Annotated in this window: 34 protein-coding genes and 2 tRNA genes; 24 read left to right on the top strand and 12 right to left on the bottom strand. The window is 45.4% G+C overall.

Annotated elements, in window-relative coordinates; all coding sequences use genetic code 11:
• Window positions 1–21 precede the first annotated feature (21 nt).
• A complete protein-coding gene (locus HBNXNv_RS05865) occupies window positions 22–348 on the top strand; it encodes a helix-turn-helix domain-containing protein (protein ID WP_347720745.1) in 327 nt (108 codons plus the stop codon).
• Here HBNXNv_RS05865 and HBNXNv_RS05860 read toward each other — a convergent pair.
• Window positions 342–638 carry a hypothetical protein gene (locus HBNXNv_RS05860; RefSeq protein ID WP_347720744.1) on the bottom strand — a complete coding sequence of 99 codons (297 nt, stop codon included), beginning with the start codon at window positions 636–638 and terminating at the stop codon, window positions 342–344. The genes HBNXNv_RS05865 and HBNXNv_RS05860 overlap by 7 nt on opposite strands.
• A gap of 1 nt (window position 639) precedes the next feature.
• On the bottom strand, window positions 640–915 hold the full coding sequence (locus tag HBNXNv_RS05855) for a PRC-barrel domain-containing protein (protein ID WP_347720743.1): 276 nt from the start codon (window positions 913–915) through the stop codon (window positions 640–642).
• Window positions 916–1,023: 108 nt separating this feature from the next.
• Here HBNXNv_RS05855 and HBNXNv_RS05850 point away from each other — a divergent pair, with 108 nt between their 5' ends.
• Both HBNXNv_RS05850 and HBNXNv_RS05845 read left to right on the top strand, forming a co-directional pair.
• Window positions 1,024–1,434, top strand: a complete 411-nt coding sequence (locus HBNXNv_RS05850; protein WP_347720742.1) for a hypothetical protein — start codon at window positions 1,024–1,026, stop codon at window positions 1,432–1,434.
• Window positions 1,435–1,489: 55 nt separating this feature from the next.
• Window positions 1,490–1,576, top strand: a tRNA-Ser gene (locus tag HBNXNv_RS05845).
• Between the two features lie 118 nt (window positions 1,577–1,694).
• Here HBNXNv_RS05845 and HBNXNv_RS05840 read toward each other — a convergent pair.
• The gene (locus tag HBNXNv_RS05840) at window positions 1,695–1,973 is read right to left on the bottom strand and encodes a hypothetical protein (protein ID WP_347720741.1); all 279 of its coding nucleotides are present in this window, start codon (window positions 1,971–1,973) and stop codon (window positions 1,695–1,697) included.
• 82 nt (window positions 1,974–2,055) lie between these two features.
• Between HBNXNv_RS05840 and HBNXNv_RS05835 the strand changes: the two genes are divergently transcribed.
• Window positions 2,056–2,637, top strand: coding sequence for a thymidine kinase (locus tag HBNXNv_RS05835; RefSeq protein ID WP_347720740.1), 582 nt, complete (start codon window positions 2,056–2,058; stop codon window positions 2,635–2,637).
• A gap of 38 nt (window positions 2,638–2,675) precedes the next feature.
• On the top strand, window positions 2,676–3,146 hold the full coding sequence (locus tag HBNXNv_RS05830; protein WP_347720739.1) for a metal-dependent hydrolase: 471 nt from the start codon (window positions 2,676–2,678) through the stop codon (window positions 3,144–3,146).
• On the opposite strand, the gene HBNXNv_RS05825 is transcribed toward HBNXNv_RS05830, so the two are convergent.
• Entirely contained in the window at window positions 3,143–3,601 is a 459-nt protein-coding gene (locus tag HBNXNv_RS05825; RefSeq protein WP_347720738.1) for a multiprotein bridging factor aMBF1, read from the bottom strand. The genes HBNXNv_RS05830 and HBNXNv_RS05825 overlap by 4 nt on opposite strands.
• Before the next feature lie 154 nt (window positions 3,602–3,755).
• On the opposite strand from HBNXNv_RS05825, the gene HBNXNv_RS05820 reads away from it, so the two are divergent.
• Window positions 3,756–4,436 (top strand): carbonic anhydrase, encoded by a 681-nt coding sequence (locus HBNXNv_RS05820; protein WP_347720737.1) that lies wholly within the window; start codon window positions 3,756–3,758, stop codon window positions 4,434–4,436.
• 22 nt (window positions 4,437–4,458) lie between these two features.
• Here the strand turns inward: HBNXNv_RS05820 and HBNXNv_RS05815 are convergent, their stop codons facing one another.
• Window positions 4,459–4,992, bottom strand: a complete 534-nt coding sequence (locus HBNXNv_RS05815; protein WP_347720736.1) for an ArsR/SmtB family transcription factor — start codon at window positions 4,990–4,992, stop codon at window positions 4,459–4,461.
• Between the two features lie 181 nt (window positions 4,993–5,173).
• Between HBNXNv_RS05815 and HBNXNv_RS05810 the strand changes: the two genes are divergently transcribed.
• Window positions 5,174–5,341 (top strand): DUF1931 domain-containing protein, encoded by a 168-nt coding sequence (locus HBNXNv_RS05810; protein WP_347720735.1) that lies wholly within the window; start codon window positions 5,174–5,176, stop codon window positions 5,339–5,341.
• A gap of 49 nt (window positions 5,342–5,390) precedes the next feature.
• Here HBNXNv_RS05810 and HBNXNv_RS05805 read toward each other — a convergent pair whose 3' ends face one another.
• The 6 genes from HBNXNv_RS05805 to HBNXNv_RS05780 are packed head-to-tail and all read right to left on the bottom strand — an operon-like array spanning window position 5,391 to window position 11,030.
• Window positions 5,391–5,606: a hypothetical protein gene (locus HBNXNv_RS05805; RefSeq protein WP_347720734.1), complete on the bottom strand. Its 216-nt coding sequence runs from the start codon at window positions 5,604–5,606 to the stop codon at window positions 5,391–5,393.
• 25 nt (window positions 5,607–5,631) lie between these two features.
• Entirely contained in the window at window positions 5,632–6,942 is a 1,311-nt protein-coding gene (locus HBNXNv_RS05800; RefSeq protein WP_347720733.1) for a hypothetical protein, read from the bottom strand.
• On the bottom strand, window positions 6,939–7,424 hold the full coding sequence (locus HBNXNv_RS05795; RefSeq protein ID WP_347720732.1) for a hypothetical protein: 486 nt from the start codon (window positions 7,422–7,424) through the stop codon (window positions 6,939–6,941). The genes HBNXNv_RS05800 and HBNXNv_RS05795 overlap by 4 nt, the downstream gene beginning before the upstream one ends.
• Window positions 7,421–8,620: a bifunctional sugar-1-phosphate nucleotidylyltransferase/acetyltransferase gene (glmU, locus tag HBNXNv_RS05790; protein ID WP_347720731.1), complete on the bottom strand. Its 1,200-nt coding sequence runs from the start codon at window positions 8,618–8,620 to the stop codon at window positions 7,421–7,423. The genes HBNXNv_RS05795 and glmU overlap by 4 nt, the downstream gene beginning before the upstream one ends.
• 55 nt (window positions 8,621–8,675) lie before the next feature.
• Window positions 8,676–9,770, bottom strand: a complete 1,095-nt coding sequence (locus HBNXNv_RS05785; RefSeq protein ID WP_347720730.1) for a sugar phosphate nucleotidyltransferase — start codon at window positions 9,768–9,770, stop codon at window positions 8,676–8,678.
• A 6-nt stretch (window positions 9,771–9,776) separates the two neighbouring features.
• Window positions 9,777–11,030 carry a Gfo/Idh/MocA family oxidoreductase gene (locus HBNXNv_RS05780; RefSeq protein ID WP_347720729.1) on the bottom strand — a complete coding sequence of 418 codons (1,254 nt, stop codon included), beginning with the start codon at window positions 11,028–11,030 and terminating at the stop codon, window positions 9,777–9,779.
• 76 nt (window positions 11,031–11,106) lie between these two features.
• Here HBNXNv_RS05780 and HBNXNv_RS05775 point away from each other — a divergent pair, with 76 nt between their 5' ends.
• Genes HBNXNv_RS05775 through HBNXNv_RS05750 form a run of 6 tightly spaced genes read left to right on the top strand, consistent with a single transcriptional unit; the run spans window position 11,107 to window position 15,774 of the window.
• Entirely contained in the window at window positions 11,107–11,481 is a 375-nt protein-coding gene (locus HBNXNv_RS05775) for a hypothetical protein (protein ID WP_347720728.1), read from the top strand.
• A 52-nt stretch (window positions 11,482–11,533) separates the two neighbouring features.
• Window positions 11,534–12,055, top strand: a complete 522-nt coding sequence (locus HBNXNv_RS05770) for a 50S ribosomal protein L16 (RefSeq protein WP_347720727.1) — start codon at window positions 11,534–11,536, stop codon at window positions 12,053–12,055.
• Window positions 12,056–12,111: 56 nt separating this feature from the next.
• Window positions 12,112–13,659, top strand: a complete 1,548-nt coding sequence (locus tag HBNXNv_RS05765; protein ID WP_347720726.1) for a PEP/pyruvate-binding domain-containing protein — start codon at window positions 12,112–12,114, stop codon at window positions 13,657–13,659.
• A 27-nt stretch (window positions 13,660–13,686) separates the two neighbouring features.
• A complete protein-coding gene (gene dph2, locus HBNXNv_RS05760; protein ID WP_347720725.1) occupies window positions 13,687–14,688 on the top strand; it encodes a diphthamide biosynthesis enzyme Dph2 in 1,002 nt (333 codons plus the stop codon).
• A 30-nt stretch (window positions 14,689–14,718) separates the two neighbouring features.
• A complete protein-coding gene (locus tag HBNXNv_RS05755; RefSeq protein ID WP_347720724.1) occupies window positions 14,719–15,429 on the top strand; it encodes a hypothetical protein in 711 nt (236 codons plus the stop codon).
• Between the two features lie 51 nt (window positions 15,430–15,480).
• The gene (locus HBNXNv_RS05750; protein ID WP_347720723.1) at window positions 15,481–15,774 is read left to right on the top strand and encodes a hypothetical protein; all 294 of its coding nucleotides are present in this window, start codon (window positions 15,481–15,483) and stop codon (window positions 15,772–15,774) included.
• Between the two features lie 3 nt (window positions 15,775–15,777).
• On the opposite strand, the gene HBNXNv_RS05745 is transcribed toward HBNXNv_RS05750, so the two are convergent.
• On the bottom strand, window positions 15,778–16,968 hold the full coding sequence (locus HBNXNv_RS05745) for an NAD(P)/FAD-dependent oxidoreductase (RefSeq protein WP_347720722.1): 1,191 nt from the start codon (window positions 16,966–16,968) through the stop codon (window positions 15,778–15,780).
• A 90-nt stretch (window positions 16,969–17,058) separates the two neighbouring features.
• Here HBNXNv_RS05745 and HBNXNv_RS05740 point away from each other — a divergent pair, with 90 nt between their 5' ends.
• From HBNXNv_RS05740 to HBNXNv_RS05690, 11 genes are all read left to right on the top strand, one after another.
• Window positions 17,059–17,535, top strand: a complete 477-nt coding sequence (locus HBNXNv_RS05740) for a hypothetical protein (protein WP_347720721.1) — start codon at window positions 17,059–17,061, stop codon at window positions 17,533–17,535.
• 35 nt (window positions 17,536–17,570) lie between these two features.
• Window positions 17,571–17,645 (top strand) — tRNA-Asp (locus HBNXNv_RS05735).
• Between the two features lie 66 nt (window positions 17,646–17,711).
• A complete protein-coding gene (gene cmk / locus HBNXNv_RS05730; RefSeq protein ID WP_347720720.1) occupies window positions 17,712–18,281 on the top strand; it encodes a (d)CMP kinase in 570 nt (189 codons plus the stop codon).
• Window positions 18,282–18,320: 39 nt separating this feature from the next.
• Window positions 18,321–18,731 carry an archease gene (locus tag HBNXNv_RS05725; RefSeq protein ID WP_347720719.1) on the top strand — a complete coding sequence of 137 codons (411 nt, stop codon included), beginning with the start codon at window positions 18,321–18,323 and terminating at the stop codon, window positions 18,729–18,731.
• 32 nt (window positions 18,732–18,763) lie between these two features.
• Window positions 18,764–20,182 (top strand): RtcB family protein, encoded by a 1,419-nt coding sequence (locus tag HBNXNv_RS05720; RefSeq protein WP_347720718.1) that lies wholly within the window; start codon window positions 18,764–18,766, stop codon window positions 20,180–20,182.
• A 25-nt stretch (window positions 20,183–20,207) separates the two neighbouring features.
• On the top strand, window positions 20,208–20,561 hold the full coding sequence (locus tag HBNXNv_RS05715) for a hypothetical protein (RefSeq protein WP_347720717.1): 354 nt from the start codon (window positions 20,208–20,210) through the stop codon (window positions 20,559–20,561).
• 201 nt (window positions 20,562–20,762) lie between these two features.
• Complete coding sequence (locus tag HBNXNv_RS05710) at window positions 20,763–21,734, top strand: 50S ribosomal protein L3 (protein ID WP_347720716.1); 972 nt, start codon at window positions 20,763–20,765, stop codon at window positions 21,732–21,734.
• A 13-nt stretch (window positions 21,735–21,747) separates the two neighbouring features.
• On the top strand, window positions 21,748–22,506 hold the full coding sequence (gene rplD, locus HBNXNv_RS05705; RefSeq protein ID WP_347720715.1) for a 50S ribosomal protein L4: 759 nt from the start codon (window positions 21,748–21,750) through the stop codon (window positions 22,504–22,506).
• Window positions 22,507–22,521: 15 nt separating this feature from the next.
• A complete protein-coding gene (locus HBNXNv_RS05700) occupies window positions 22,522–22,791 on the top strand; it encodes a 50S ribosomal protein L23 (RefSeq protein WP_347720714.1) in 270 nt (89 codons plus the stop codon).
• A 1-nt stretch (window position 22,792) separates the two neighbouring features.
• Complete coding sequence (locus HBNXNv_RS05695; protein ID WP_347720713.1) at window positions 22,793–23,494, top strand: 50S ribosomal protein L2; 702 nt, start codon at window positions 22,793–22,795, stop codon at window positions 23,492–23,494.
• 11 nt (window positions 23,495–23,505) lie between these two features.
• Window positions 23,506–23,889 carry a 30S ribosomal protein S19 gene (locus HBNXNv_RS05690; protein WP_347720712.1) on the top strand — a complete coding sequence of 128 codons (384 nt, stop codon included), beginning with the start codon at window positions 23,506–23,508 and terminating at the stop codon, window positions 23,887–23,889.
• The last annotated feature ends 2 nt before the right edge of the window (window positions 23,890–23,891 follow it).

The raw sequence follows: 23,891 nt of genomic DNA, 5'->3' as shown, positions 1-23,891 counted from the left end.
GCCTAACAGAAATTTCTCTATATGGAGTTCTTTGATTTGGAGGGGAAGGAGGACGAAGATATAATCTTCGACATATTCGACCTTAACTCGCTACAGAAGCAGATATTCGACGAACTAAAGAATAAACAACTAACAGTACAGGAACTGGCCGCAGAAGTCGACAGAAACAGGTCAACAGTTCAAAGAGCCCTACAAGACATGTTAAACAAAGATATCATCATGAGAGAAGGAAAAACCGACAAAACAGTATACTACGTATACACCACACTACCCTTCGAAGAACTCAAAAACATCGCAAAACAGGCCCTCGACTCCTGGCACAACAAAGTAAAGTCCAAACTTCAGTAAACCCAGAAAAGATACGCCAGATAACCCAGCGCGATCAACTGGCTGACATCACCAAAAACAGGCGAAATCTGAAGGCCTGAAACAGCAAGGACAATACCAAGGCCTAGAAGACTGAAAATAACTGTTCGTGAATTATCTACAAGGTTCTCCTGAAAACTCTCAATATTGAGATCTTTCCTGTACAGAAGATAAAGTACTGTAGCAGCTAGATAGTATTTTACAAGAACTGAAGCTGCTATCCAGCTTGACCTAACTATTTCATGGCCTATAGCTACCAGTGTTTGAAGCATCTTACTCTTCGCTGTCTCCTACGTCACTTGTCTGGAAATCGCTGATAATAATGATGTCGTCAATAGACTGGACCATGTTATATGGAATTACAACGTTCTTGGAGCCGCCAACCTTTTGAGCTAGGTAAGAACCTGGTTCAGCTGCAACTACAACTGCTCTAACGGCAAACTTGCCGAGATTAAGTTCTACATCTTTAACTTTTCCACAGTAAGATCCTTTTTTCGTGAAGACGTCCTTGCTCTCGACATCCGAAAAATCGATGATATTCTCTGACATTTTTTGTTACAACTCCTTATACCTCAAATAAACAGTCTGAGACTTAAATAATTTGGTAAAACCGAGGCCCTCAGGTTTTAACTCTTAGCGGTGTAACAGTAATACATAATGGGCTTGAGAAACAAAGTAGTCAAAGGATTCACAGACGCATACCTGAGAGCAGAAAGAAGACTCGTAGTAGACCTCCTCAGAAACGGCCGTCTGACACAGAACGAATGGAACCAGATAGCCCAAGACCTCAACCAGATAGCAGAAAAATTCCAGCAAGAAGAACTCGACCACAACGGATTCATCCAGAACAGAAAACAACTGGAAAGAAAAATAATCAAAGAAAAACAGAAAAAAGAACAAGGCCTCAAAGGAGAAGAAGCCCGCAAACTATACGAAAAATACCGGGAAAGACACCAACCAGTAATGGAAAAGGCCTTCCACAGCTCAGACAAACACACATTCTACTTCCTATACAAACTACCAGTCATCAAAACACGGTACATGATCACAGGCCTAAGAATGCAGTAAAAACTCAAGGTTGAATTTTAAAGACTGACCATCCACAACTATACTACACCACAAAGTCGGGGTGGCAGAGTGGCTTAACGCGATGGCTTGCTAAGCCATTGGGCTATTGCAGTCCGCCCGGGTTCGAATCCCGGCCCCGGCGCTTCTAATTTACAAATAATTTCTACTGCAGGATTCGAAGGTTCGAATCTTGAAGTTCTCATCGAGAACTTCTGCTCTAGAAAATCCCGGGATTTTCGTACCCGGCCCCGGCGCTTAACTTATTCTCCCTGAACTTTATCGATTAATGCATCAAGAACAAGTCTCTCAGCACGAAGATGCGACCCAATATAACCGGAAAACATTGCAGCGCCGCCAGCAACAATCATAGTATAATTAACAAGCTCTGGATTCAACTGCATCGCCAGGAAATACCCTGAACCGCCAGCAACAACTGCTGTAACGCTCCCTGCCAGAAAGGCCTGACGATCTTTACGATAAAATATCAGGGCCATAATTGTCGCGGCGATATGAGGAAGATACTGTTCTAAAACAACCATGGCAAGTACTTGCAATTCTCCACTTTAATCAATTTCTGGAGTAGTTCGAAAGATAAATTTCTAGGCCTCCAATCAGAATACAATGAGTTCTACAGAGGTATCTACCGAAGGCCATATCGAAGTAATAACTGGTTCAATGTTCTCGGGAAAAACAGAGGAGCTGATCAGAAGACTTAACAGGGCAGAAATAGCGGGCCAGGAAGTAGAGGTATTCAAACCGGAGGTCGACGACAGATACGGAGAGGAAGAAATAGGTTCGCACAACGGCCGCAAATGGATGGCACAGGTAGTAGATGCATCAGAAGGCCTGGAGGAAATGAAAGATGTAGAGGCTGATGTAGTCGCGGTAGATGAGGCCAACTTCTTCCAGAAAGACCTAGTTAACGTATGCCAGCAACTTGCAAACAGTGGAAAAAGAGTGATTGTGTTGGGAATAGATCAGAACTTCAGAGGAGAACCTTTCGAACCTGTACCACAGCTAATGGCCTCTGCAGAATACGTTGAAAAACTCAGAGCTATCTGCACGCAGTGCGGCAAACCTGCGACAAGAAACCAGCGACTTATCGACGGAGAACCGGCCCATGTCGATGATCCAACGGTTATGGTCGGTGCAGAGGAAAGCTACGAGGCCCGCTGCCGGCACTGCCACAAAGTCAGGAAATGAAAGATTAATTTAAACCCGTCTGCAATTAAAATACAGAGATGGGAGACTTCAGAGAACACGTACTGTTCGGCTTTCTGGCCGCTGCAATAGTAAGCTACTTTTTGAAAGATATGCTAGTTTTAACCCCTGTAGAAACAATGGTGTCGTCAATAGCAATTGTAGTAGGCTCAGTACTGCCAGATATAGACCATAAAAATGCCTACGTGCATAGGGCTGCCAAGGCATTCTTTAGCATAGGCCTTGCAATACTTGGGGTAGTTTACCTACCTCTTCCGCTGCACCACCGATTTGCAATAGCAGCAGCAATATTTTTGCTGTCCTACGTCGGTTTCTCATCAATAAAAATGAAGCACAGAGGATTCACCCACTCCTTCACATTCCTAGCGCTGGTCAGCTCGGGAGTAGTAGTGGGAAGTGTCTACAGCTTTGCCTCACCGCTACCAGGAGTAGCAATGGCCTTGGGAATATTCTCTCACCTGACGCTTGACCAGGAGTTCAAAATTACCTAGTCTTCCTTGACTTCTGCGACGTCGCCAAGAGTAGCTGATCTACTGTCTCCGGAGTCTGTTTCCTGATCCCAGGCCTCTGGAATAGTGTACAGCTCAAGGTTGAATTTTTTCTCCAGTTTCTGGGCCAGGCTTTTCTCAGGTTTCAGCTCCTGCTGCTCGATCTTCTTAAGAAGAGATTCCTTCTCATTCAGGTCGTCAGCAAGCTCCATGATAGAAAGCTGCTTTGATTCACGGGCCTCTTTCACTTTCTTCCCGTAATCATTGATCAATACTTCTTCGTTGCGTTTTCTGCGTCTTCTTGACTTCTTCTTTTTCTTGCGCTTCTTCTTTTTGGACTTGGTCTTTACTTTTTCGCCCATTTCAGCGCAGGAGTCACATACCTGCAGAACTGCTCCTTCGATTTTGGTCTTGGTGGTTGAATCGGTTTCTTCTCCGCAAAGTTGACATGTAGCCATTTCTTTTCACTTGATGAAATCTTTCGTGTTGGTTAGAAAATTTTTTCGAATAACTCTTCTACCTGTATAAGGTGCTTGAAAGTTTAATAAGGGCATTGTTGGAACTCAGGAGAGAACAGTTGAAAAACTTTATCTGATCGAACTGAATACACCTATGAAACAGGAATTAATTGATCTACTTGAATCAAACTTGGATCACGCAGAAAAATTCAACGAAAAATTCGACGAACTGCAGGACAGCCAGGAGCCTGATTTTGTTACAGTATGCTGTTCCGACTCCAGAGTCCTGCAGGACCACATGTGGGGTAACAAACACCCGGGCCACGTATTCACATGCAGCAACATCGGAAACAGAGTAACACAGAAAACCAGCAAAGGAGAAAAAATCTCGGGCGACGTACTCTACCCCTTAGAACACACAGGAACCCAGACAGTAATCGTGGTAGGCCACACAGGATGCGGAGCAGTCACCGCAACATACAGAGAACTAACAGAAGGCCTCGAAGAACCTGAAGGAATAACACACTGCATAGAACTCCTTAAACAGAGGCTGGAAGACGGCCTTGAAAAACTTCCTGACGGCCTGGAAGACTCTGAAGCAGTCAACAGGCTTGTAGAGTACAACGTAGACCAGCAGATCAACCAGCTTCTTCAATCAGAAGATATTCCCGAGAAAACTGATGTAATAGGAGTGGTCTACGACTTCCAGGACGTATACTCCGATACGCGTGGGAAAGTCCATCTAATCAACGTCAACGGAGAAAATAATCCAGAAGAAATCAGGGAAAAACATTCGGAGGCAGAGGCCCGCGTCAACAGACTCTGGACACCCTGAAAACCCTCTTATTCCTCACTTTTTATTCCAGAGCTCTCATTAACAGGCCATAAAGAATCGCCGAGATAGATATTGTCAGGAAGCCAAGACCCAGGAAGAAGAAAACCTGTTCAGGATTACTTGAAGCAGCTTCAGTGGCCTTTGGAGCATTTCTGGCGCCTTCCATCATTATACTGGCTCCCTGATCAGCCGCGTAGTTCTGAAGAGAACCTTTCTGAGGCCTCTCAATCAACGTGGAGCCTACAAATCCGAGCCCTACAAGGCCTGTAACTGTTGAGGAAACTATGGAGAACTTGACCTTTTTCTCCTTCTCATTGACAATTGCACGGGCCTTATCCGTTGGATGATAAACTACTCTCTTCCTGCCTTCCTCGGAGTCCTTCTCTACAAGTCCTGAACCTACCAGAGTTTCAAGATGGGATGAAATCGTTGACTTACTTTTCCCGATATCATTACTCAGGTCTGTAGGAGTGTATTCTTTCTCCAGTACACGGCTTAAAATCTTGATCCTTGTCGGAGAGCTCAAGGCCTTCACGGTTTTGAAGTCTAATTCCATAAATCCTTTGTAGAGCTTATAATTTTTAATTTAATCAGTTTTATTCGAAAAAATCCGAACAAACTATTCACTTCAACACAATAACAAAAACTGTTTTTCAGGCCTTGATAAGTTACTTTTGCGGGAATATTCCCCGTACCTATAAAAAAGAGGCCAGCCAATACTTCTATGGTGATTTCACGTGGTAGACGTACTAAAGAAGTCCGGAGTACGTGACGCTGCAGATGGCGTCAACGTAGGATCTGACTTCTACGACGCTCTAGACGAAGAGGTAAAGGACCTAATCGCAAGAGCTGTAGAAAGAGCAGACGAAAACGGACGTAAAACTGTCAAAGCAAGAGACGTATAAGTCTCCCTTCTTTGACACAAAATTTTCTTCTTTTCTCTTATTTTACAGTTTAAAGCTCTTCTCCACGACGCTCAGCTTCCTGAAACTCCATCTCAATCTTCTCAAGTGCTTCACGCAGCTGCTCAACAGTATCAAGATCCTCTACAGGCAAACGCCCAAGATCTCCATCATTAACCTCGATAACAGCTTTACCATCCTTCATCTTTACAGTGTACTCCAGAACCTCGTAAGGCCCTTCCTCAAAATTGAATATAACTTCTGCCATGTACAAAAACAGGAGAAAGAAAGTTTTATGCCTTCCGCAAAATACGCAAGGCCTCCTCAAGACCTCTCTCAGCAACACTCTCATCAGAGGCCTCCGAAATAACACGGATCTTAGGAGAAGAACCAGAAGGCCTGATCAAAACCTCGGCCCCATCAATCAAGGCCTTCACACCATCAACACGTGAAATTACTTCATGCTCGGCCTCTACAATCTCTTCAGCTAGAGCCATTTTCTCCTCTTTATCTTCCACTTTCAGATTATCGCGTTCAACGTAGTACTCAGGAACTTCCTCCAGAGCAGAATCAATATCCAGACCTGCAAGAACAAGAGCAGTCAAGGTCCCGGAGTTGTACGGCACAAAATCAAGCACCGAGTAATGGCCATTTGGCTCTCCAGCCAGAGCTGCATCAACTTCCAGAGCTTTATCCATAACAAAAGGATCGCCAACACGAGTATAGTATATCTCATCGCCCTGACCCTCGACAATATCCTCCACGGCCTGAGAAGTATCAATAGAGGCCACCACGTCTCCCTTAACTTTCAAGGCCATCAGGGAGAAAATCTCGCTGCCAGAAACAAAGCCATCTCTGTAGAGAGCAACTCTATCGGCATCCATGTCGGTTGCAAGGCCTATATCGGCGTTCTCCTCTTCTACCAGAGATTTTAGCTCCTCAAGTTTCTCTGGCTTTGGGTTAGGAGGGTCTCTGTAAGGATGCTCATCTTTACTCTCCGCAATATCGACTACTTCAGCACCTAGCTCTCTGAGAGCTCCGGCCAGAAACTCGGTAGATGCGCCACCAAGACTGTCGACAACCACTTTCTTGTTGTAGAGGCCATCACTGTATTCTTTAGCTGTCTCAACAAGCCCGCGTCTGTAATCTTTCTTTATACTGTCCGCAAAATACGCAAGGCCTCCATCACCCTGTTCAAATTCCTCGCTTCTAAAGATATCTTTCACAGCATTCAGATCCTCGTTGATAAATCCGTTGCCCTCCGGATAGGTGAGCTTGAAGCCGTTGAATTCCAGAGGCAAGTGAGAGGATGTAACCTGAACTGATACAGCCTCTTTCTTCATTCCTGCGTATGCAGAGTAGTCTGTAGGGCCTACTCCTGCGTCGAAAACTTTTACACCTGTAGAACGCAGTCCTTCTATAAGGTTGTCTTTTAGAGGGCCTGATGTGTCTTTATTGTCTCTGCAGACAACTGTTTTTCCGTTAAAATTATTTTTTACAAAGCTTCCTACGGCCTTTCCCAGTCTCTCTGCGAATTCTTCATCTAGTTCCTCTGGGTATCGGCCTCTGATATCGTATCTTTTGAATACTTTCTCTGGTTTCATTTTTCTTTCTCCTCCAGTCTGTTAAGTACGTCTTTCAGCGAGTTTTCAGGTCTTTTGAAGTGAAAACCCTCAATATTTGCGTTCTGAATCTCCTTCTTCAGATCATCGACAAGAAACTCGATTCCTTCAACATCTTTTGTTCTGTCCTGAAGAATAATATGATCTTCCACAAAATCTAGAGCGCCCGAGCGCTGAACTTTCTCCTCCTGAAAAACAGGATCTCCGCGACTCACAATAATGAACTCGTGATTCGAATCCCTCAGAAGCTCAATATCCTCATACAGATACTCCGAGGCCCTGTCCAGGCACTCCATAATCTTCTCGATGGAGATGCCAAGCTTCTCGGCGTGTTTCTCAGGGCTGTAAACCCCATCAATCTTCGAGTAAGTCTCCTGAAAATTCTCTATCTCGGCAAAAAGTACTTCCTCCTTGAACTCATCTGTTCTGAAAAGCACTCTGTCAAAATCAAGGCCTACCTTCATACAATATCGCCGTCTTTCCAGGTTCTGCCGCTTGGAACATTTTTACCGACTTTTTCAGCGCTGTCAACAGATGCATCGAAACCAATCTTCCGACCTGGCTTAATAGAGGTATTAACGCCGATCTTGGCCTCCGAACCAATTACAGCACCCATCTTTCTCAGGCCTGTATCCATTAACTCTCCTTTAACAGCCATTCTAACTGTTGCATCGTCGTTACGCAGGTTAGCGGTTTTTGCGCCAGCCCCGATATTCACGTTCTTTCCAAGGTAGGAGTCGCCGACATAGCTGAAATGAGGGACTGCTGACTCTTCTCTAAGTACAGAGTTTTTGATCTCGGCCTTTCCAACCTCAACATTGCTGTGAAGAACTGTTCCTCCACGAATGTATGCATCAGGCCCTACTTCAGCTCCTGATCTGATTATTGCAGGGCCTTCGATCACTGAATGCTCCTTCACGGTAGCGCCCTTCTCTATAACTACGTCTCCTTTGACAACTGCGGTCTCATGTACTTCTCCTTCAACTCTGTGGTTCAAGTTCTGCATCAATTTCTGATTGGCCTCTATCATCTGCCACGGATAGCTGCAGGGAAGCCATTCCTCTGTTTCAATTAACTTTACGTCTTCCTCAGCGATATACATGCTCAGTGCATCTGTTATCTCGTATTCTCCTCTCTGAGAAACCTCGACGTTCTCAAGTAGCTCGAAAAACCGCGGCTTGACAAGATAGCATCCGATATTCACAAGATTGGACGGCGGCTCATCAGGTTTCTCAACGATGGATTTTACCTCTCCATCAATAGTCTCAAGAACCCCGAAGTTCTCAGGATTCTTCGATCTTGCAGCAGCAAAAGCAGTATCATGCTCCTTAATCTGTCTAATAGAGCTTCCGTAGATATCGTCGCCATTCATAATCAGAGTCCGGTCGTCAATATATTCGCGGGCCTGAAGAGCTGCATGGGCAGTACCCTGGGCCTCTCTCTGCTCAACAATCTTCACAGGAGTGTTTTCAAAGAAATCCTCTATCTGGCCTATTTCATAGCCGGCAACAACTATTATCTCGTCGACAAAGTCCTTGATCAAGTTAATATTGTGCTGAATAATTGGTTTCCCGGCTACAGGTAGAAGAGGTTTTGGAGTGTCTTCGGTCAAAGGCCTCATTCGCGTGCCTTCGCCAGCTGCAAGTATTACTGCCTTCACGGTTGCACCTTAATCCAGTATGTGAGAGGAATGTTTAACTTACTAATCAATCCTGCTACTTGCTGATCTCCGAGAGATCGGTTCTCGCATCAGGCACAAACTTCACGCCACGAATCGAGTTATTCATGTCAACAAAGCTTCTGGCCCCGATAAACGACTCTCTGATAACCGAGCCCTGCTTGAAATCTCCTTCCTCACCGATGATACAGCCCTCAATCGAGACAAAAGGATCCACAATATTCTCCTCAAACATCACACTTCTATCAACATCAGCATGCCGAACCTGACAGCCAGAACCAATAGAAGAATCTCTGACAACGGTGTTAGGCCCGATAACAGCGTTCTCACCGATAAAGCAGTTGCCTTCAACTATCGCGCCTTCCTTAACCTCTGCGCCTTTCGCAACAATAGAATCGCCGGTGATATAGGCTTCCTGACTGACATCAGCGTCCTGATGAATATCCGTCTCGCTGATCTCATCTCTCTTGACGCGGTCAGCTTCCTGAAGCTTTCTAGGCCCTCCAATATCAATCCAGTAGTTCTCAATCATCTCAAAGTAGGCATCGCCATCCTCAGCAATCTCGGAGACTGCATCTGTCAGAGCACCTGTGTCAAGACCTTCAATAACATCGAAAATATCATTGTCAAGAATATAGATTCCGGAGTTAACCAAGCTGTTATCGGCCTCATCAGGTTTCTCACTTATCCTGCTGACCTGATCATGTCGAATGCTGAGAACCCCGAACTTCTCCGGCTTGTTCTCATGAGCTGCAAGAATAGAGGCCTTCCCGCCGCTTTCATCATGCTTATCTTTCAGATTCTGAAGATCCTCCTCAGAAATAAGCACATCGCCGTTAACAACGAAAAAGTCTTCCTCGATAAAGTCGCAGGCCTTCACTGCATCAGCTGTACCGCCCAGCTCTTCTTGGTGTACAATGTTAATATTGGTGTATTCTTCGAACATCGTCTCGAACTGCTCTTCTAGATGATTGGTTACAAGATAGATGTCGTCAACTCCAATCTCCTCAAGACTTCTAATAAGATGTTTTACAAGTGGCTCTCCTCTTACAGGCATAAGTGCTGTTGGCTTTGTTTCAGAGAGCGGGAACATTCCTTCCTTCTTTTTTGCACAGGGAATTACAGCTTTCATAGTTAATCAACCGGCGATGGTGCTACTTTTCTCTGCGTCAAGAATTTTTTTATCTTCAACCACTTTCTGACGCATAATACTCTGGGACTCATCCAGCTCATCAAAGTAATCTCCCGCGCCTTCAACAGCTTCATCCCTGATATCAAACAACAGCTCCATGAACTCCTCAGTCTCTCTTTCCGACACAGGATCAGATCTCTCGCCCGCAGCATTCAGAACAGATTTCTTCAGAACACGGTAAAGCTGATCATGCAGGAGATCGGGTACATCAATCTCCTCGCCTTCATCAATATTATAGAGACGGCCGTGCAGAAGGTCGCCGATAAGACTGACCTCGCCTTCAACAACAAAGAAACGACACTCCTCATCCGAAAAAGCAGTCTCATCAACCTTCCGATAATCCTCATTAAATAAGCCAAGGCCATGCTCCTTCTCAACTTCTCTAGCATTATTACATATGCCCAGCCAGCTTGAATAAAGCTCAACATCAGTATCACCGGCTGAAACACGTGCGTGAGTCCTGGCAGTAGCGGCCTCATCAATCTCTCGAGTCTTGCTACCTTTCAAACTCATCATGCTATCTGAATCAACACCTTTCGGCATAAAGAAAGACTTCACATCATCAACTTCAAGCATGGACTCATTGCCAGAGGCCTCAAGAAGATCCAGAAAGTAGACCTCGTTAATCATCTTATCAAGTATATCTCCACCTTCAACACCGGAAAACTTCGCAGGATTCAAAGACTTCTGGACACCGGCCGTGCTCTCACGGAAGGCCTTCAGAGAATCAATCCTCTTGCCCTCAACAAGTTCAAGGGCCTTCTGCACTACAGGAGATTCTCTCTCAATAAAGTCAACTTTCCACATTACATCTTGGTCCTCTGCAAGCTTCTTCTCCTGAATATGCTGCTCTCTACTGAGAGAAGGAGGCCTCTCCGCTATATGGAAAAAGTTTCTCTGCAGTGATCCATAGATATGAGTGGCGTGAGTAGCCGAGTTGCTTGCATCATACACAAGAACACGTTCGTCCTGCTGAGCGGCATGATCATACATTTCATCGGTGTCGCGAAAGGTCTCAACCTCTACATCGTTGGCCTCGGCGAAACTCTCAGCGTTCTCAAGTCTCTCAAAATCTTTATCGCAGACGCCGGCCAGCTCAACATCAACTTCCTGAAGGTGGTTATGCATATCAACAAACTTCTCAAAACCGTACCTTCCAAAGCTGCCGACACCGATCTGATACACTTTTACAGTTTCCACACATACAATTGAACTTCGCGGATTAAAACCTCTGGTCATCCAACTCCGATAAAAAGTTTCGCAACAAAGTAATATCATGGGAAAGAATACCTTCCGTCACTCAGACAAGGCCTTCCAGCAGATAGAGAACATAGTGGAAGATTCAGCGGTTCTGGAAAATAAGTCGGACTTCTACCAGACTGTAACAGACTATGCTCTCGTAAAGGCCACGGAAGGAGAATACAAGACAAACATAGATAATTTTGATGCAAAAGTGGAGGAGCTAGGCCTCAACCAGCTATCGTCAAAAGGCCTTGAACATTTCGACTTCGCTGCCACAGTATACCATGTAGCCCGCGATGACAGCAAACCGGCAGATGAGAGAATGGATTATCTACAGAAAATAAGTAGAGAGGAAATACAGCAATACTTCCCGGATACCAATCTGGCAGAAGCAATCACCGAAACATGACGAAACCCTATATAAAATTTAAGTTCACGACTTTGTTCACGAGGTATTAATAATGGGAGATAGGCCTGCAAGAATTTACAGAGAGCACCCGGGTCAGCCGTATACTCGGCAGAGCCAGAAAAAGAAAGATAATTACATCAAAGGAGCTCCAGCTCCAAGAGTAACACAGTATGAACAGGGAGCAAGAAAGAAGGAGTTCCCGAAATCTCTAGAGCTCAGAATCGAAGAACAGTGCCAGATCAGAAGCGAAGCTCTGGAAGCAGGCCGTGTAGCAGCAAACTCCCACCTATCCAAGGTTCTAGATCCTGAAGAGGAGTACTTCATGAAAATTATTCCATATCCACACCACGTTCTAAGGTACCACCCTCTAGCAGGAGTAGCACAGGCAGACCGTTACTACGAAGGTATGCGTAAACCATTCGGACGACCAATCGGCCGATCAGCACTCGTAGAAAAAGACCAGGCAATCATGCGCGTTGACCTCGGAGAAGAAGACGTCGACGAAGCAAGAAAGGCCCTGGAAAGAGCAAGCGACAAGATGCCTGTCAGCTGCAGAGTCAGAGTCGTAGAATAAACATTCTCCCTATTTTTCCCTTAACTATTAATCCGGCCTAACCACAAATAATTTCCATGGTTCAGTGGAAAGGCGAAATCAGTAAAGAACAATCCGGACGAAAGGCCGCACTTCTAGACCAGGTATCAGGCCTCAACGTACCAAACTTCTTCACACTCACAAAGAAAGATGTAAACACACTGATCGGAGACGCAAGAAACCCAGATCAGGTACTGAACTCAGATATATCCTCAGACACATTCGAAGAAGTAAGATCGGCCTACAAACAAATAGGAATGAGCTCAGAAGTCAGAGAGGCCTCTGGAAAAGCAAAAAGCCTCGTAGGAGGGCAGAGAGACACGGGCCGCGTAGCAATAAGAATATCAAATGACACAAAAGGAATCTATGACTACAAACTGAATGTAGGCCTTTCCAATCTGGAAAACGCCCTGAAAAAAGTCATAGCATCATACTACGAGAAAAACAACTCCGGAGCACCCGCAGTAATAGTGCAGAAAATGGTGGAGCCAGGATACACTGGAGCCGCAATCAACAGCTACCTTGGCGACTATACACTGGTAGAAACGGTAGAAGGCCTTGGAATATCTCTTGAAGAGGGAATAACTTCTCCAGAACTCTACCTGGTATCTGGAGAAGAAGTAGTAGACGAGAAAAGGCCTGAATCACAGATAAAAATAACCAGAAACCCGATGAACGGCCAACACCGCAGAAAAAGAACAAGCAGCAACTCGCCATCAATTCCACACTCCAAAATAACAGAAATGGCCGACGAACTATCGGAAAACTCGTACAGCATAAAATTCATCTACAAAAGAGGAACATTCTACGTAGTAGACGTATTCAAAACAGAAAACGAATACAACCCATTCCAGACATCACAGCCATCGCTTAAAGGAGTAAGAGCAAGTTCTGGAGAAATAAAAGGCTGCGTAGGAAGAGACATAAGATTCTCAGATCAGACACATCCCCCAGAAGACTACAGCAAGACCCTCATCTCCAGAAAAGGGGGATTCACATCAACGGACGCACAGAAAGCCCGTAAAGAGGGCAAACCTGCAATATTCAACTACACAGGTAATCTTAACGAAGGCCAAAACATAGAAATCGAAAGCCAATCAGTAGAAGTAACTGAAGAACAACATGATAGATCAAGCCGCGGCCACGAACATCGCTCAGCTGACAGATCATCAAAAAGCTCTCTTTCAGACACTGTCTCGGCCACAGAAGTGCTTCCAATAGATGGAAAACACAGAGCAGTACATCTCTCGCCGCCTTTTGGAGAAGGATACTCTGTAGGATACGAAAGAGAGGACGCAATACCTTCTGAAGGATATCTTACAAACTACTCTGAAATCTTTGCCTTCAACGGGGAAAAAGCAGTCATTGATGCAAGAAAACTACCTGACACAGGCCTTAAAGAAGCCATAGAATACATTGACGCGGAACTGAAAATTCTCCTGGTAGAACAACCAGATCAAACACTTGTAGGGGCCGCTGTCAGACAGAGGTTCGACGTGATAGCCTCGCAGATAGACCTTGAATCGCTTGAAAAAGCCGTTCTCAGGGAAGAAAAGAAGTATATCATGGACAAACTTGCTGATTAAAAAGACTTCGCGTACATTCAAGGTTATATGACGGAAGAAAACCAGCGAGCACAGTGGAACTACGAATCAATAGAAGAAATTCTCGAAGAAATAGAGGGCAAAGACCACGAAAAAATCGGTCTACAGGGCCCTGACGGCATCAAACCACAGATAATTGACTACGCACAACAACTCGAAGAAAGAGGATACGAAACCGTAATAATCGGGGCCTCAACCTTCGGAGCATGCGGAATCGCAGACGAAAAAGCAGAAAGAATGGGGGCCGACGCGCTAATTCACGTAGGCCACACAAGATTCCTGCATCCAGAAAAAGCCGACATGGACGACCTCAACGTCTACTATCTTCCGTACAGAGAAGACAGAGACATAATGAGTATTCTGGAAAACCACTACGAAGAAATAGACGAAGACGAAAAAATCGGCCTCGTAGGAGTAACACAGTACATGGACAGAGCAGAAGAGGCCCGAGAATTCCTTGAAGAAAAAGGATATGAAGTAGTAGAAGGCAAGACAGGCCTCAGAACCACAGAAGTCGGCCAGGTACTCGGATGCGATGCAGGAGCGGCCCACAACATATCACACAAGGTAGACGCTTTCGTCTTCCTCGGATCCGGCCACTTCCACCCATCACAGGTATCGGAGACCGGAAAAAAGGTCTACGTAGTAGATCCATACGAAGAGCACATCTGGGTTGAACCACCTAACTCTCTTGACGACGAGAAAAGAGCAGAATACGCCAGAGTCATGAAGTACAAAGACAAGAAGAAATGGGGTATCGTCACTTCCTCAAAGAAAGGCCAGAACTACATGCAGGCCGTCAAAATCGCCAAAGAAAAACTTGAGAAACACGGCAAAGACGTATACGTATTTGTCGAAGACAGAATCTTCGAATCAGACTACAAAGGATTCGGAATCGACATCTACGTCAACTGCGCCTGCCCAAGAATGACAAAAGACTGGCAAGACCTCGCATTCGTATCAACACAGGCCCTAGATGTACTTGACGAAGTGGAAATCAACCACGAATAATTATTTATTACTTCTTCATAACAACTCTTTATGAGTTTTAATGATCTTCACCAAAGAGCGCTAGATCGCCGCTTTCAGACTGATAAAGACGCTCTATACGATGACGAAAGCAAGATTGGTGAGGGCGCTACTAATTCTACTCATATGAGTCCTAGAGGCTATGTGGTGAAGTCAATTCCATATGACTGGGAGTCAAAAGATCCTTTTGAGCAGGAAGAAATAGTAAACTCTGTTGACAGATTTCCATGGGTCGAAGTAGATGAACTAAAGTCCGACGCACCATATAACACTGTAATGGTCAGAATGAACGCTGCAGACCTACCGCAAAATGAAGTACAGTCAACTTTCTCAGTACCAGATATCATAAGAGACGACATGGAACTTCTGTTTGACCTTAGACAGAACCACGCTATAACCTACAGAGATTTCAAGCCAGACAACCTTGAATACTTCTGGAGCGAGGAACGAGATTTCGAAAGAAAACCAGTAGACATTTTCGGAGGAGACGCATGGGAAATAGAAGACGCTCTCGACACCAGAAAATTCGCAGGCATAATAGATACATACCTGACAGGAACACCAGATGAAGAAGGCCTCACAGATATATATCCTTTAAGCGTGATAGATGCCGAAAGAGAAGTAATGGAACTACTAGGCCTTGATGAAACACAATCTGATGGCGACCCATACCACGACATGATAGATGCCCTAGAGGCCTCAGAATATGACTTTATAGAATAACTGTAACCAACAGCAACATTCGATTTATTCATCTCACTACAATAAAGATACATGCCGCAATCAATCTCCTTTGACGCTGAACCATACAAAGACCTCGATACAATCTACGACGATCTGAGAAACATGGTTGACGAAGAAGAATTTCTACACAGAGTAGCTAGAGACTTCGGAACATACGATAAAGGAGATGTTTTCGTGCAGACAGAAGACTTCAACGTATTTCTATACCTTGATGGAGGAACCTTTCACGGCCTGGAAGCAGACAAGATACTCGAAGACAACGACGAAGTACTGGAATACATACAGGATACCTACGACATAGACTTCAGAGATCTGGCTGTATAGGCCTTACTCCCAGAAATCCTTATCCAGCAACTTCTCCTTATCCTCAAACTCTTCCTGATCGTAGATCAAGTCCTTCAACTTCTCCTGGCCCTTAGTATAACCAATCATAACTGCTCCAACAAGCTGATTACCATCAAAAATCAGTCGACGATACTCATCATCGGAGTACCTGCGGGAAACACCTTCTCCACCCCAGTCGCCGATAGCAAGGAACTGAACATCAAAGTGGCCTACGCCATACGTATTCACATAGTCAAATACTTCTTCTGAACTCATCATATTTTCCGCAGCTGATTCCCCCATGGCCTCGGAGTGATCCCAGGAACCTTTCACAGTCCTCTTCTCAAAAATAGGCGAATAATACTCAACCATGTTACCAGCCGCGAAAACATCGTCCTCAGAAGTCCTCAAATACTCATCAGTCTTGATAAGGCCTCCATCGGTCTTCTCAACATCGATAAACTCAGAGTTCGGAGTCTGACCGATCGCAACAGCCACGTTATCACATTCGAAAACCTCTCCATCAGAGGCCTCTGCAGCAACAACTTCGCTATTCTCGCTCTCAAAATCAACTATCTCTGTATTAGTTACAATATTTACACCAAGATCCTCAAGCCGGCTGTGAATGATCTCAGCACCCTCCGGATCAAGGCCTCGATGCCACCAGTTATCCTCTCTAATAATATAGTGTGTATCGGCACCGTTCTCCGCAAAAGCAATAGCAAGATCGATCCCTAGAAGACCTCCACCGATAACAACGGCCTCCTCAGAATCCTCAGCCGCATTCTTGATGTTCTCAGCATCATGCATCGTCCACATGTAATGCACGTTGTCGAAATCATCGTCAGCAGGAAACTCTCTCGGAGAACCGCCGGTAGCAACCAGAAGCTTCTCATAAGAAAACTCCTCGTCGCCGGCCTCAACAACCTTCTCATCGGTATCAACACTGGAGACTCTGGTCTCAAGATGAAGATCAATATCCCGTTTCTCGTACCAGCCCTCATCATGCACCTGAGCATACTGCTTCGGCAAAGTACCCTTCATGAAATTCTTCAACATAATCCTGTTATACAGAGCCTCATCCTCATCAGTCAAAACAGTAATCGAGGCCTCCTCATCCTCTTTACGAATATTTTCAGCAGCAGTAGCTCCCGCATTACCATCTCCAATAATCAAAAATTTCGACTCTTTCATACAGAACCTTACACGCTCCAAACTTTAAACCTGCTTCCAAGAGGGCCATAAAACTACAAGCTGAAATATGTTCTCCATAACAACCTTTGTGTGGAACGGCTACTTCTAGTAACACATCCCAGAGCAGACGGAAAATATGACTCCGGAGTTCTGGAACCAAAAATTGACGACATCTCAGAATTTCCAGGCCATACATACGCAGTAACAAGCGACAGCGAAACACAACTGTACGCAGAACAGGCCTATGACCGAGTACTAGACGATATAAGAGGAGACGGCCTGATAACAGAAGAACAGGCCCAAGAAATGCTTGAATTCGACCAGATCTACAGAGCAGGCGCCCAGTACTCCAACTGCTGTGCAAACACCGATATCTCGGTAGCGGCCCAGGCAGAAGAAACAGTAGATTTCACGTATTTCGTCGACAAAACCGCTGACGTGACCGGAGAAACAGTTGAAGTCCTTGAAGACATGGACCAGGTACCGGAATACTGCTACGGATTCGAGAAAGACTCTTTAAACAGAAACTTCACAACATTCAACGACCTAATCCAGAGGACCTTTTAGTTTAAAAAAATTCCCTGCCAACACATTTTTCACAAGCGGAGCTGGTGTAGTCTGGCCCATCATTTCACCCTGTCACGGTGAAGACGCGGGTTCAAATCCCGCGCTCCGCGACCCCACTTATCTTTCTCATCTCAAACTTGCTTCACAGTTTTAATTCCTACCTTCAATACTGAATTATGGAGAGCTTCATTCGCGAATTCGAAGGTGACCGCGACAAAAATTCTGACCTAATTATCTGCATCAACGGCCCATCGGGCGCAGGAAAAGGAACACTCGCCGCACAGGTAGCAGAAAAACTGGATATCGTACACTACTCCGCAGGAGACTTCTTCAGAAGCATAGCCGCAGACCGCGACATGACAGTAGTAGAACTATCAGAAAAAGCAGACAAGGAAACAGACCTCGAAGTAGACCGCAGAACACTCAACAAAGCCCTACAGAAAGACTGCGTAGTAGAATCAAGACTATCCTCATGGGTGCTGGGCAGCTACGCAGACGTAAAAATATACATTACAGCAGGCCTCGAAGAAAGAGCATCGAGAGTTGCAGAAAGAGAAGAAATCTCACAGGAAGAAGCACTCGAAAGAATACAGAAAAGAGATAGCGACAATAGAGACAGATACATCCGATACTATGACATAGACGTAGAAGACAAGGAAATCTACGACCTGGTACTCGACAACACAGAACTCGGAATAGAGGAACAGAGAAAGGTAATTGAGGCCTACCTCGAACAGCGACTTTAAACCCGAAAGAAACCTATAATATCACAGGAAATACTGGTTATGAGCTACGAAATACTTGAACACACTGCCGATGAAAAATTCCAGGCCTCAGGAGACTCGCTGGAAGAAGCATTCTCAGAAGCAGTAAAGGCTTTCTCTGAAATAGTCGGAGGCTTCAACGGCCAGACATACTACAGTATAGAGGTAGAATCTGAAAGTCAGGAAGCACTACTATTCGACTTCATGGATAAACTCATCTTCCTACAGGACGTCGACAACGTCGTAATCTCATACGCAGAAGACCTCGAAATAGAAGATCTTGAAGACGGATACAGACTGACAGCAAAGATCTGGGCCGACAACATAGAAAACTCAATGAGCGTAATGGACGTCAAAGGCCCCACATACAGCGAAATGGAAGTCACATTCGAAGAAGGAAAATGGAGACTTCAGGTAGTCCTCGACATATAACTGTAAAAAGAGTTTACAGAAACTTTCTACATATGGAACTCAACAAAATATCCGAAAACATCTACGAAATACCACAGGAAGGCCAGATGAAAAAACCGGCCAGAGTCTACGCCAATGAAGATCTTCTTAAAGAAATCAGACAGGACGACACACTCAAACAGATCAAAAACGTAGCAACACTACCAGGCCTCGAAAAATACTCAATCGTCATGCCAGACGGCCACCAGGGATACGGATTCCCAATCGGAGGCGTGGCAGCAGTAAACAAAGAAAACGGCGTAATAAGCCCAGGAGGAATCGGCTACGACATCAACTGCGGCATCAGAGTACTCAAGACAGATCTTAAGTACGAAGATATTAGAGGGCAAGAGCAGCAGCTTGCAAACATTCTATACAACAAAATACCTTGCGGCCTTGGAAAAGGAGGATACATCAACACCGATGAAGAAGATCTGGAAGAAATACTTGAAAAAGGAGCGGAATGGATGCTGGAAAACGGCCACGCCAAGGAAAGCGACATCAAAAGATGCGAAGAAGAAGGCCGACTACCAGGCAACCCCGAAAAAATACCTGAAGACGCCAAAAAAAGAGGCCTCAACCAGGTAGGCTCCCTGGGGTCAGGAAACCATTTTCTCGAAATCCAGAGAGTAGGAGAAATCTACAACGACCAGAAGGCAGAGGCATATGGACTGGAAGAAGACCAGGTGGTAGTCATGATCCACTCCGGAAGCAGAGGCCTCGGCCACCAGACCTGTACTAATTATCTTAGAAAGTTCGAGAAAAACTATCCTGAAATCGTGGAAGAAATACCGGACAAGGAACTGATCTACGCGCCGATGCAGGACGAACTCGCACAGGACTACAAAGAGGCCATGTACGCAGCAGCAAACTACGCATGGGCCAACCGTCAGGCCATCACACAGGGAGTCAGAGAATGCCTCAGTACCATCTACGAAGAAGTGGAGACAGAACTTCTCTATGACGTATGCCACAACATCGCCAAAGAAGAAACACACAACGTAGACGGCGAGGACAAAGAACTACTCGTCCACAGAAAAGGAGCAACAAGAGCAATGCCAGCAGGAAGGCCTGAAGTCCCAGAAGTTTACAGAGACGTAGGCCAACCCGTACTAATCCCGGGGAGCATGGGAACAGCAAGCTACATTCTTTCCGGAGGACAGGAATCACTGGAAATAAGCTTTGGCTCAACAGCACACGGAGCAGGAAGGCTGATGTCACGAACACAGGCCAAGCAGGATTACTGGGGAGAAGACGTACAGAAAGAACTCAAAAGAGACCAGATATTTGTCAAAGCAGCCTCGGGTTCAACAATCGCAGAGGAGGCCCCAGGAGTCTACAAGGACATCGACGAAGTAATCAAGGTCAGCGACGCCCTCGGAATCGGCAACAAGGTAGCCAAAATGAGGCCTGTAGTCAACATCAAAGGATAAATAAATCACAGAACAATCACCTAGTATGGCCTTTGAAGATCTAGAAAGACAGTTTGAGGAAACGGACAAAGACGTATCAGAGATAGAGGAAGAGATAGAGGATGAAATAGATGATCTCTTCGAGGACTATTCCAGGGGAGAAATCCTTGAAATGGCCGACCACCTCGACGACGAATTCCAGGAGCATGTCAAAACAGTGCTCGACATGTACATTCTCAGATACTACTCCGACCTTCTAAGAGAGGGCGAAGAACTAAACGCAGAACTCGAGGAGGCACTGGAAGAACTCAAAGAAAAATACGGCAGAAACGAAATACTCCTTCAAATCGACGACATGAGCGATGAATTCCGGGAAAAAGTACGCAACTACTTCGAATAAAAGGCCTCGACAAGTCAACCCATTTATAAAATTTGTCTTCTGTTTTCAGTTATACCTCTCGGAGATTTTCTTTGAGAGGACAAGCCTTCACTTGTAGGGGAGGCCTCTGGTGACAAATAATTTACCACCTAGCCATAGCTAGGTACAGTTTAACCAATGCCTCTAGTAACATGAGAGGCCTATTGGAGTTGAAACCAAACAATGCCAAAGAAAAATAGATCAAGAAGCGGATCCCTGGGATTCAAGCCAAAGGTCCGAGCAGAAAGAATATACCCAGACATAGACAACTGGGAAGAAACAGACGAACTAAAACCACTAGGCTTCGCAGGCTACAAAGTAGGAATGTCCAGAGTCATGATGATCGACGACACAGAAGGAGCAACACAGGGACAGGAAGTAGCAGAAGCAGTAACAATACTAGAAGCACCACCGCTCAGAGTATATGGAGCCCGCTTCTACACACAAGATGTCAACACAGGCAAAAACGTATTTACAGAGGCCTGGACAGAATCTCCAGCACCAGAACTGCAGAGAGCAGTAGACGTACCAAAAGAAGGAAACATGGAAAACCTGGAGAAAGCAAAAGAAAACTCCGACAAAATAACCGACGTCAGACTGCTAGTCCACACACAGCCAGGACAGGCCGGACTCAGCAAGAAGACAGCAGAGAACTTCGAAGTAGGAATCGGAGGCGACGTAGAAGATCAGCTTGAATACGCAGAAGAAATGATCGGAAAACAGATCGAATTCGACCAGGTATTCGAAGAAGGAGAATACTCAGACGTAGTAGCAGTAACCAAAGGAAAAGGAATGGAAGGCCCAGTACAAAGATACGGAATCAAGAAACTCGGCCACAAAACACAGAAGAAACGAAGAAAAGCCGGAAACGTAGGCCCATGGCACCCTGACACACTTTCATGGAAAGTACCACTGCCAGGCCAGCAAGGATTCAACAACAGAACAGAAGTAAACAAGAGAATCCTCGCACACGGAGAAGACCCGGAAGACGTACAGAGAGACGGAGGCTTCAACGGATACGGAGAAGTCCAGTCCAACTACATCATAATCAAAGGCTCAGTACCAGGCCCATCAGAAAGACTGATCAGGCTGCGAACAGCAATGAGAGAAGACGGAAAACCAGGAACACCAGAAATAACTTACATCGACCAATAGAGGGTGAAAAACAATGACAGATCTACCAATTCAGTTTACGGAAAGAGTGAGAGACGACCTCGTCAAGAGAGCAACTCTCTCAATCAAATCCAAGAAAAGACAGGCCTACGGCGCAGACCCAGAAGCAGGTAACAAGCACGTTACCTACTGGAAGAAACGCCAGAACGCTTACAGAGGCCAGAAAGGAAAGGGAATGTCCCGAGTACCACGTAAGATCACAGTCCGCAGAGGAATGCAGATCTACGGAGAAGGAGCAGAAGCACCGAACACAAGAGGCGGACGCAGAGCTCACCCTCCAAAAGCAGAGAAAGACTTCGAAGAAGAAATCAACGACAAGGAAAGAAGAAAAGCAATCAGGAGTGCAATCGCAGCAACAGCAGACCAAAGCCTTGTCACAGAGAAACACGCATACGACGGAGAAGTCCCTCTAGTAGAAGACGGTCTTGAAGAAATCGAAAAGACACAGGACCTCAAAGAAAAACTCGAAGACCTAGGCCTAGAAGAAGAACTAGAAAGAGTCAAACAGAAGAAAGTAAGAGCAGGAAAAGGAAAGAACAGAGGCCGAAAATACGTCAGAAAATCAGGTCCACTAGTAGTAGTCGCCGAAGACGAAGGAATCAAAAACGCAGGAAGCAACCTAGCAGGCGTAGAAGTATCACTAGTAGACCAGCTCAACGCAGAAAAACTAGCTCCAGGAGCAGAGCCAGGACGGCTAACAGTATGGAGCGAAAAAGCACTGGAAAAACTTGAAGAAGAGGAACTTTTCCAATAAAAGGTGAATCACAAAATGGAAGACGACAAAGCCTGGAAAATCATCGAGAACCCACACATGACCGAACAAGCAATGGACATGATCGACGAAGAAAACAAACTAGTCCTAATGGTCAACCTCGATGCAAACAAGAACCAGGTAGAAGACGCAGTAGAAACACTGTTCGATGTTACAGTCACAAACGTAAACACAAACATCACGCCAAACGCCGAGAAAAAGGCCTACGTAAAACTCTCAGAAACCGACTCCGCAATGGACGTCGCAACCGAACTAGGTATGATGTAAGATGGGAAGCCCACTAAGACAACAAAGAAGAGGAAAAGGATCTCCAAACTACCAATCCAACTCACACAAAAGCAAAGGAGACGTAGAAACCAAAAGAGCAGAAACAAAAGGAACAGTAGTAGACCTAATCCACGACCCAGGCAGAACATCTCCAGTCGCAGTAGTAGAATACGAAGACGGAGAACAAAGAAACATTCTAGCACCAGAAGGCCTGGCAGTAGGAGACGAAATAGAACTAGGAGTATCCGCAGAAGTAAAACCAGGAAACACACTACCACTAGGAGAACTCCCAGAAGGAGTACCAATCCACAACCTAGAACTACAGCCAAACGACGGCGGCCACATCGCCAGAAGTTCAGGAACATACGCATTCGTAGTAACACACGAAAAAGACGGAGTAAGAGTAAAACTTCCAAGTGGAGAATTCAAGAAACTGAATACACAATGCCGTGCAACAGTAGGAAAAGTAGCAGGCGGCGGAAGAAAGGAGAAACCATTCGTAAAGGCCGGAAACAAGTCCAAGGCAATGAAAGCCAGAGGCAAAGCATATCCAAAGGTATCCGGCGTAGCAATGAACGCAGTAGACCACCCATTCGGTGGATCAGCAAAACCAGGAAAGGCAAAGACAGTTTCCAGACACGCATCACCAGGGCGTAAAGTTGGAAACATCGCTGCAAGCCGCAGCGGAAAGAAGAAGCAGTAAGGTGACCAAACATGGCAGAACAAGACGAATTCACATTCAGAGGAAAAACACTCGACGAACTCAAAGACATGGAACTAGAAGAGTTCGCCGACCTCCTCAACTCAAGAGGCCGCAGAAAGATTCAAAGAGGCCTAAGAGAAGAGGAAGAAAAAATCCTCGAAACACTCGAGGAAAAAGACAGAGCCAAAACCCACAGAAGAGGAATGATCGTAGTACCACAGATGGTCGGAAAAACCATCGAAGTCTACAACGGACAAAGATTCATCGAAGTAGAAATCGCGCCAGAAATGCTCGGCCACTACCTCGGAGAATTCGCAAGAACCCGAAAAGAAGTCGAACACAGCGCACCAGGACTTGGTGCAACACGTTCGTCCAAACACATCCCACTCAAGTAGTG

This window comes from Candidatus Nanohalovita haloferacivicina, assembly GCF_029232205.1.
GTDB lineage: Archaea > Nanohalarchaeota > Nanosalinia > Nanosalinales > Nanosalinaceae > Nanohalovita > Nanohalovita haloferacivicina.
Note: the sequence above shows the minus strand (reverse complement) of the source record. Positions and strands in the feature narration are given on the sequence as shown.

Coding starts and splice junctions, on each gene's coding strand:
- HBNXNv_RS05785 (WP_347720730.1), bottom strand. CDS start 9,770: ATGAAAGCTGTAATTCCCTGTGCAAAAAAGAAGGAAGGAATGTTCCCG.
- HBNXNv_RS05755 (WP_347720724.1), top strand. CDS start 14,719: ATGAGTTTTAATGATCTTCACCAAAGAGCGCTAGATCGCCGCTTTCAG.
- HBNXNv_RS05850 (WP_347720742.1), top strand. CDS start 1,024: ATGGGCTTGAGAAACAAAGTAGTCAAAGGATTCACAGACGCATACCTG.
- HBNXNv_RS05860 (WP_347720744.1), bottom strand. CDS start 638: ATGCTTCAAACACTGGTAGCTATAGGCCATGAAATAGTTAGGTCAAGC.
- HBNXNv_RS05820 (WP_347720737.1), top strand. CDS start 3,756: ATGAAACAGGAATTAATTGATCTACTTGAATCAAACTTGGATCACGCA.
- HBNXNv_RS05815 (WP_347720736.1), bottom strand. CDS start 4,992: ATGGAATTAGACTTCAAAACCGTGAAGGCCTTGAGCTCTCCGACAAGG.
- cmk (WP_347720720.1), top strand. CDS start 17,712: ATGGAGAGCTTCATTCGCGAATTCGAAGGTGACCGCGACAAAAATTCT.
- HBNXNv_RS05855 (WP_347720743.1), bottom strand. CDS start 915: ATGTCAGAGAATATCATCGATTTTTCGGATGTCGAGAGCAAGGACGTC.
- HBNXNv_RS05835 (WP_347720740.1), top strand. CDS start 2,056: ATGAGTTCTACAGAGGTATCTACCGAAGGCCATATCGAAGTAATAACT.
- HBNXNv_RS05800 (WP_347720733.1), bottom strand. CDS start 6,942: ATGAAACCAGAGAAAGTATTCAAAAGATACGATATCAGAGGCCGATAC.
- rplD (WP_347720715.1), top strand. CDS start 21,748: ATGACAGATCTACCAATTCAGTTTACGGAAAGAGTGAGAGACGACCTC.
- HBNXNv_RS05695 (WP_347720713.1), top strand. CDS start 22,793: ATGGGAAGCCCACTAAGACAACAAAGAAGAGGAAAAGGATCTCCAAAC.
- HBNXNv_RS05775 (WP_347720728.1), top strand. CDS start 11,107: ATGGGAAAGAATACCTTCCGTCACTCAGACAAGGCCTTCCAGCAGATA.
- HBNXNv_RS05720 (WP_347720718.1), top strand. CDS start 18,764: ATGGAACTCAACAAAATATCCGAAAACATCTACGAAATACCACAGGAA.
- HBNXNv_RS05690 (WP_347720712.1), top strand. CDS start 23,506: ATGGCAGAACAAGACGAATTCACATTCAGAGGAAAAACACTCGACGAA.
- HBNXNv_RS05830 (WP_347720739.1), top strand. CDS start 2,676: ATGGGAGACTTCAGAGAACACGTACTGTTCGGCTTTCTGGCCGCTGCA.
- HBNXNv_RS05825 (WP_347720738.1), bottom strand. CDS start 3,601: ATGGCTACATGTCAACTTTGCGGAGAAGAAACCGATTCAACCACCAAG.
- HBNXNv_RS05700 (WP_347720714.1), top strand. CDS start 22,522: ATGGAAGACGACAAAGCCTGGAAAATCATCGAGAACCCACACATGACC.
- HBNXNv_RS05840 (WP_347720741.1), bottom strand. CDS start 1,973: ATGGTTGTTTTAGAACAGTATCTTCCTCATATCGCCGCGACAATTATG.
- HBNXNv_RS05770 (WP_347720727.1), top strand. CDS start 11,534: ATGGGAGATAGGCCTGCAAGAATTTACAGAGAGCACCCGGGTCAGCCG.
- HBNXNv_RS05805 (WP_347720734.1), bottom strand. CDS start 5,606: ATGGCAGAAGTTATATTCAATTTTGAGGAAGGGCCTTACGAGGTTCTG.
- HBNXNv_RS05710 (WP_347720716.1), top strand. CDS start 20,763: ATGCCAAAGAAAAATAGATCAAGAAGCGGATCCCTGGGATTCAAGCCA.
- dph2 (WP_347720725.1), top strand. CDS start 13,687: ATGACGGAAGAAAACCAGCGAGCACAGTGGAACTACGAATCAATAGAA.
- HBNXNv_RS05715 (WP_347720717.1), top strand. CDS start 20,208: ATGGCCTTTGAAGATCTAGAAAGACAGTTTGAGGAAACGGACAAAGAC.
- HBNXNv_RS05765 (WP_347720726.1), top strand. CDS start 12,112: ATGGTTCAGTGGAAAGGCGAAATCAGTAAAGAACAATCCGGACGAAAG.
- HBNXNv_RS05865 (WP_347720745.1), top strand. CDS start 22: ATGGAGTTCTTTGATTTGGAGGGGAAGGAGGACGAAGATATAATCTTC.
- HBNXNv_RS05795 (WP_347720732.1), bottom strand. CDS start 7,424: ATGAAGGTAGGCCTTGATTTTGACAGAGTGCTTTTCAGAACAGATGAG.
- HBNXNv_RS05745 (WP_347720722.1), bottom strand. CDS start 16,968: ATGAAAGAGTCGAAATTTTTGATTATTGGAGATGGTAATGCGGGAGCT.
- HBNXNv_RS05750 (WP_347720723.1), top strand. CDS start 15,481: ATGCCGCAATCAATCTCCTTTGACGCTGAACCATACAAAGACCTCGAT.
- HBNXNv_RS05725 (WP_347720719.1), top strand. CDS start 18,321: ATGAGCTACGAAATACTTGAACACACTGCCGATGAAAAATTCCAGGCC.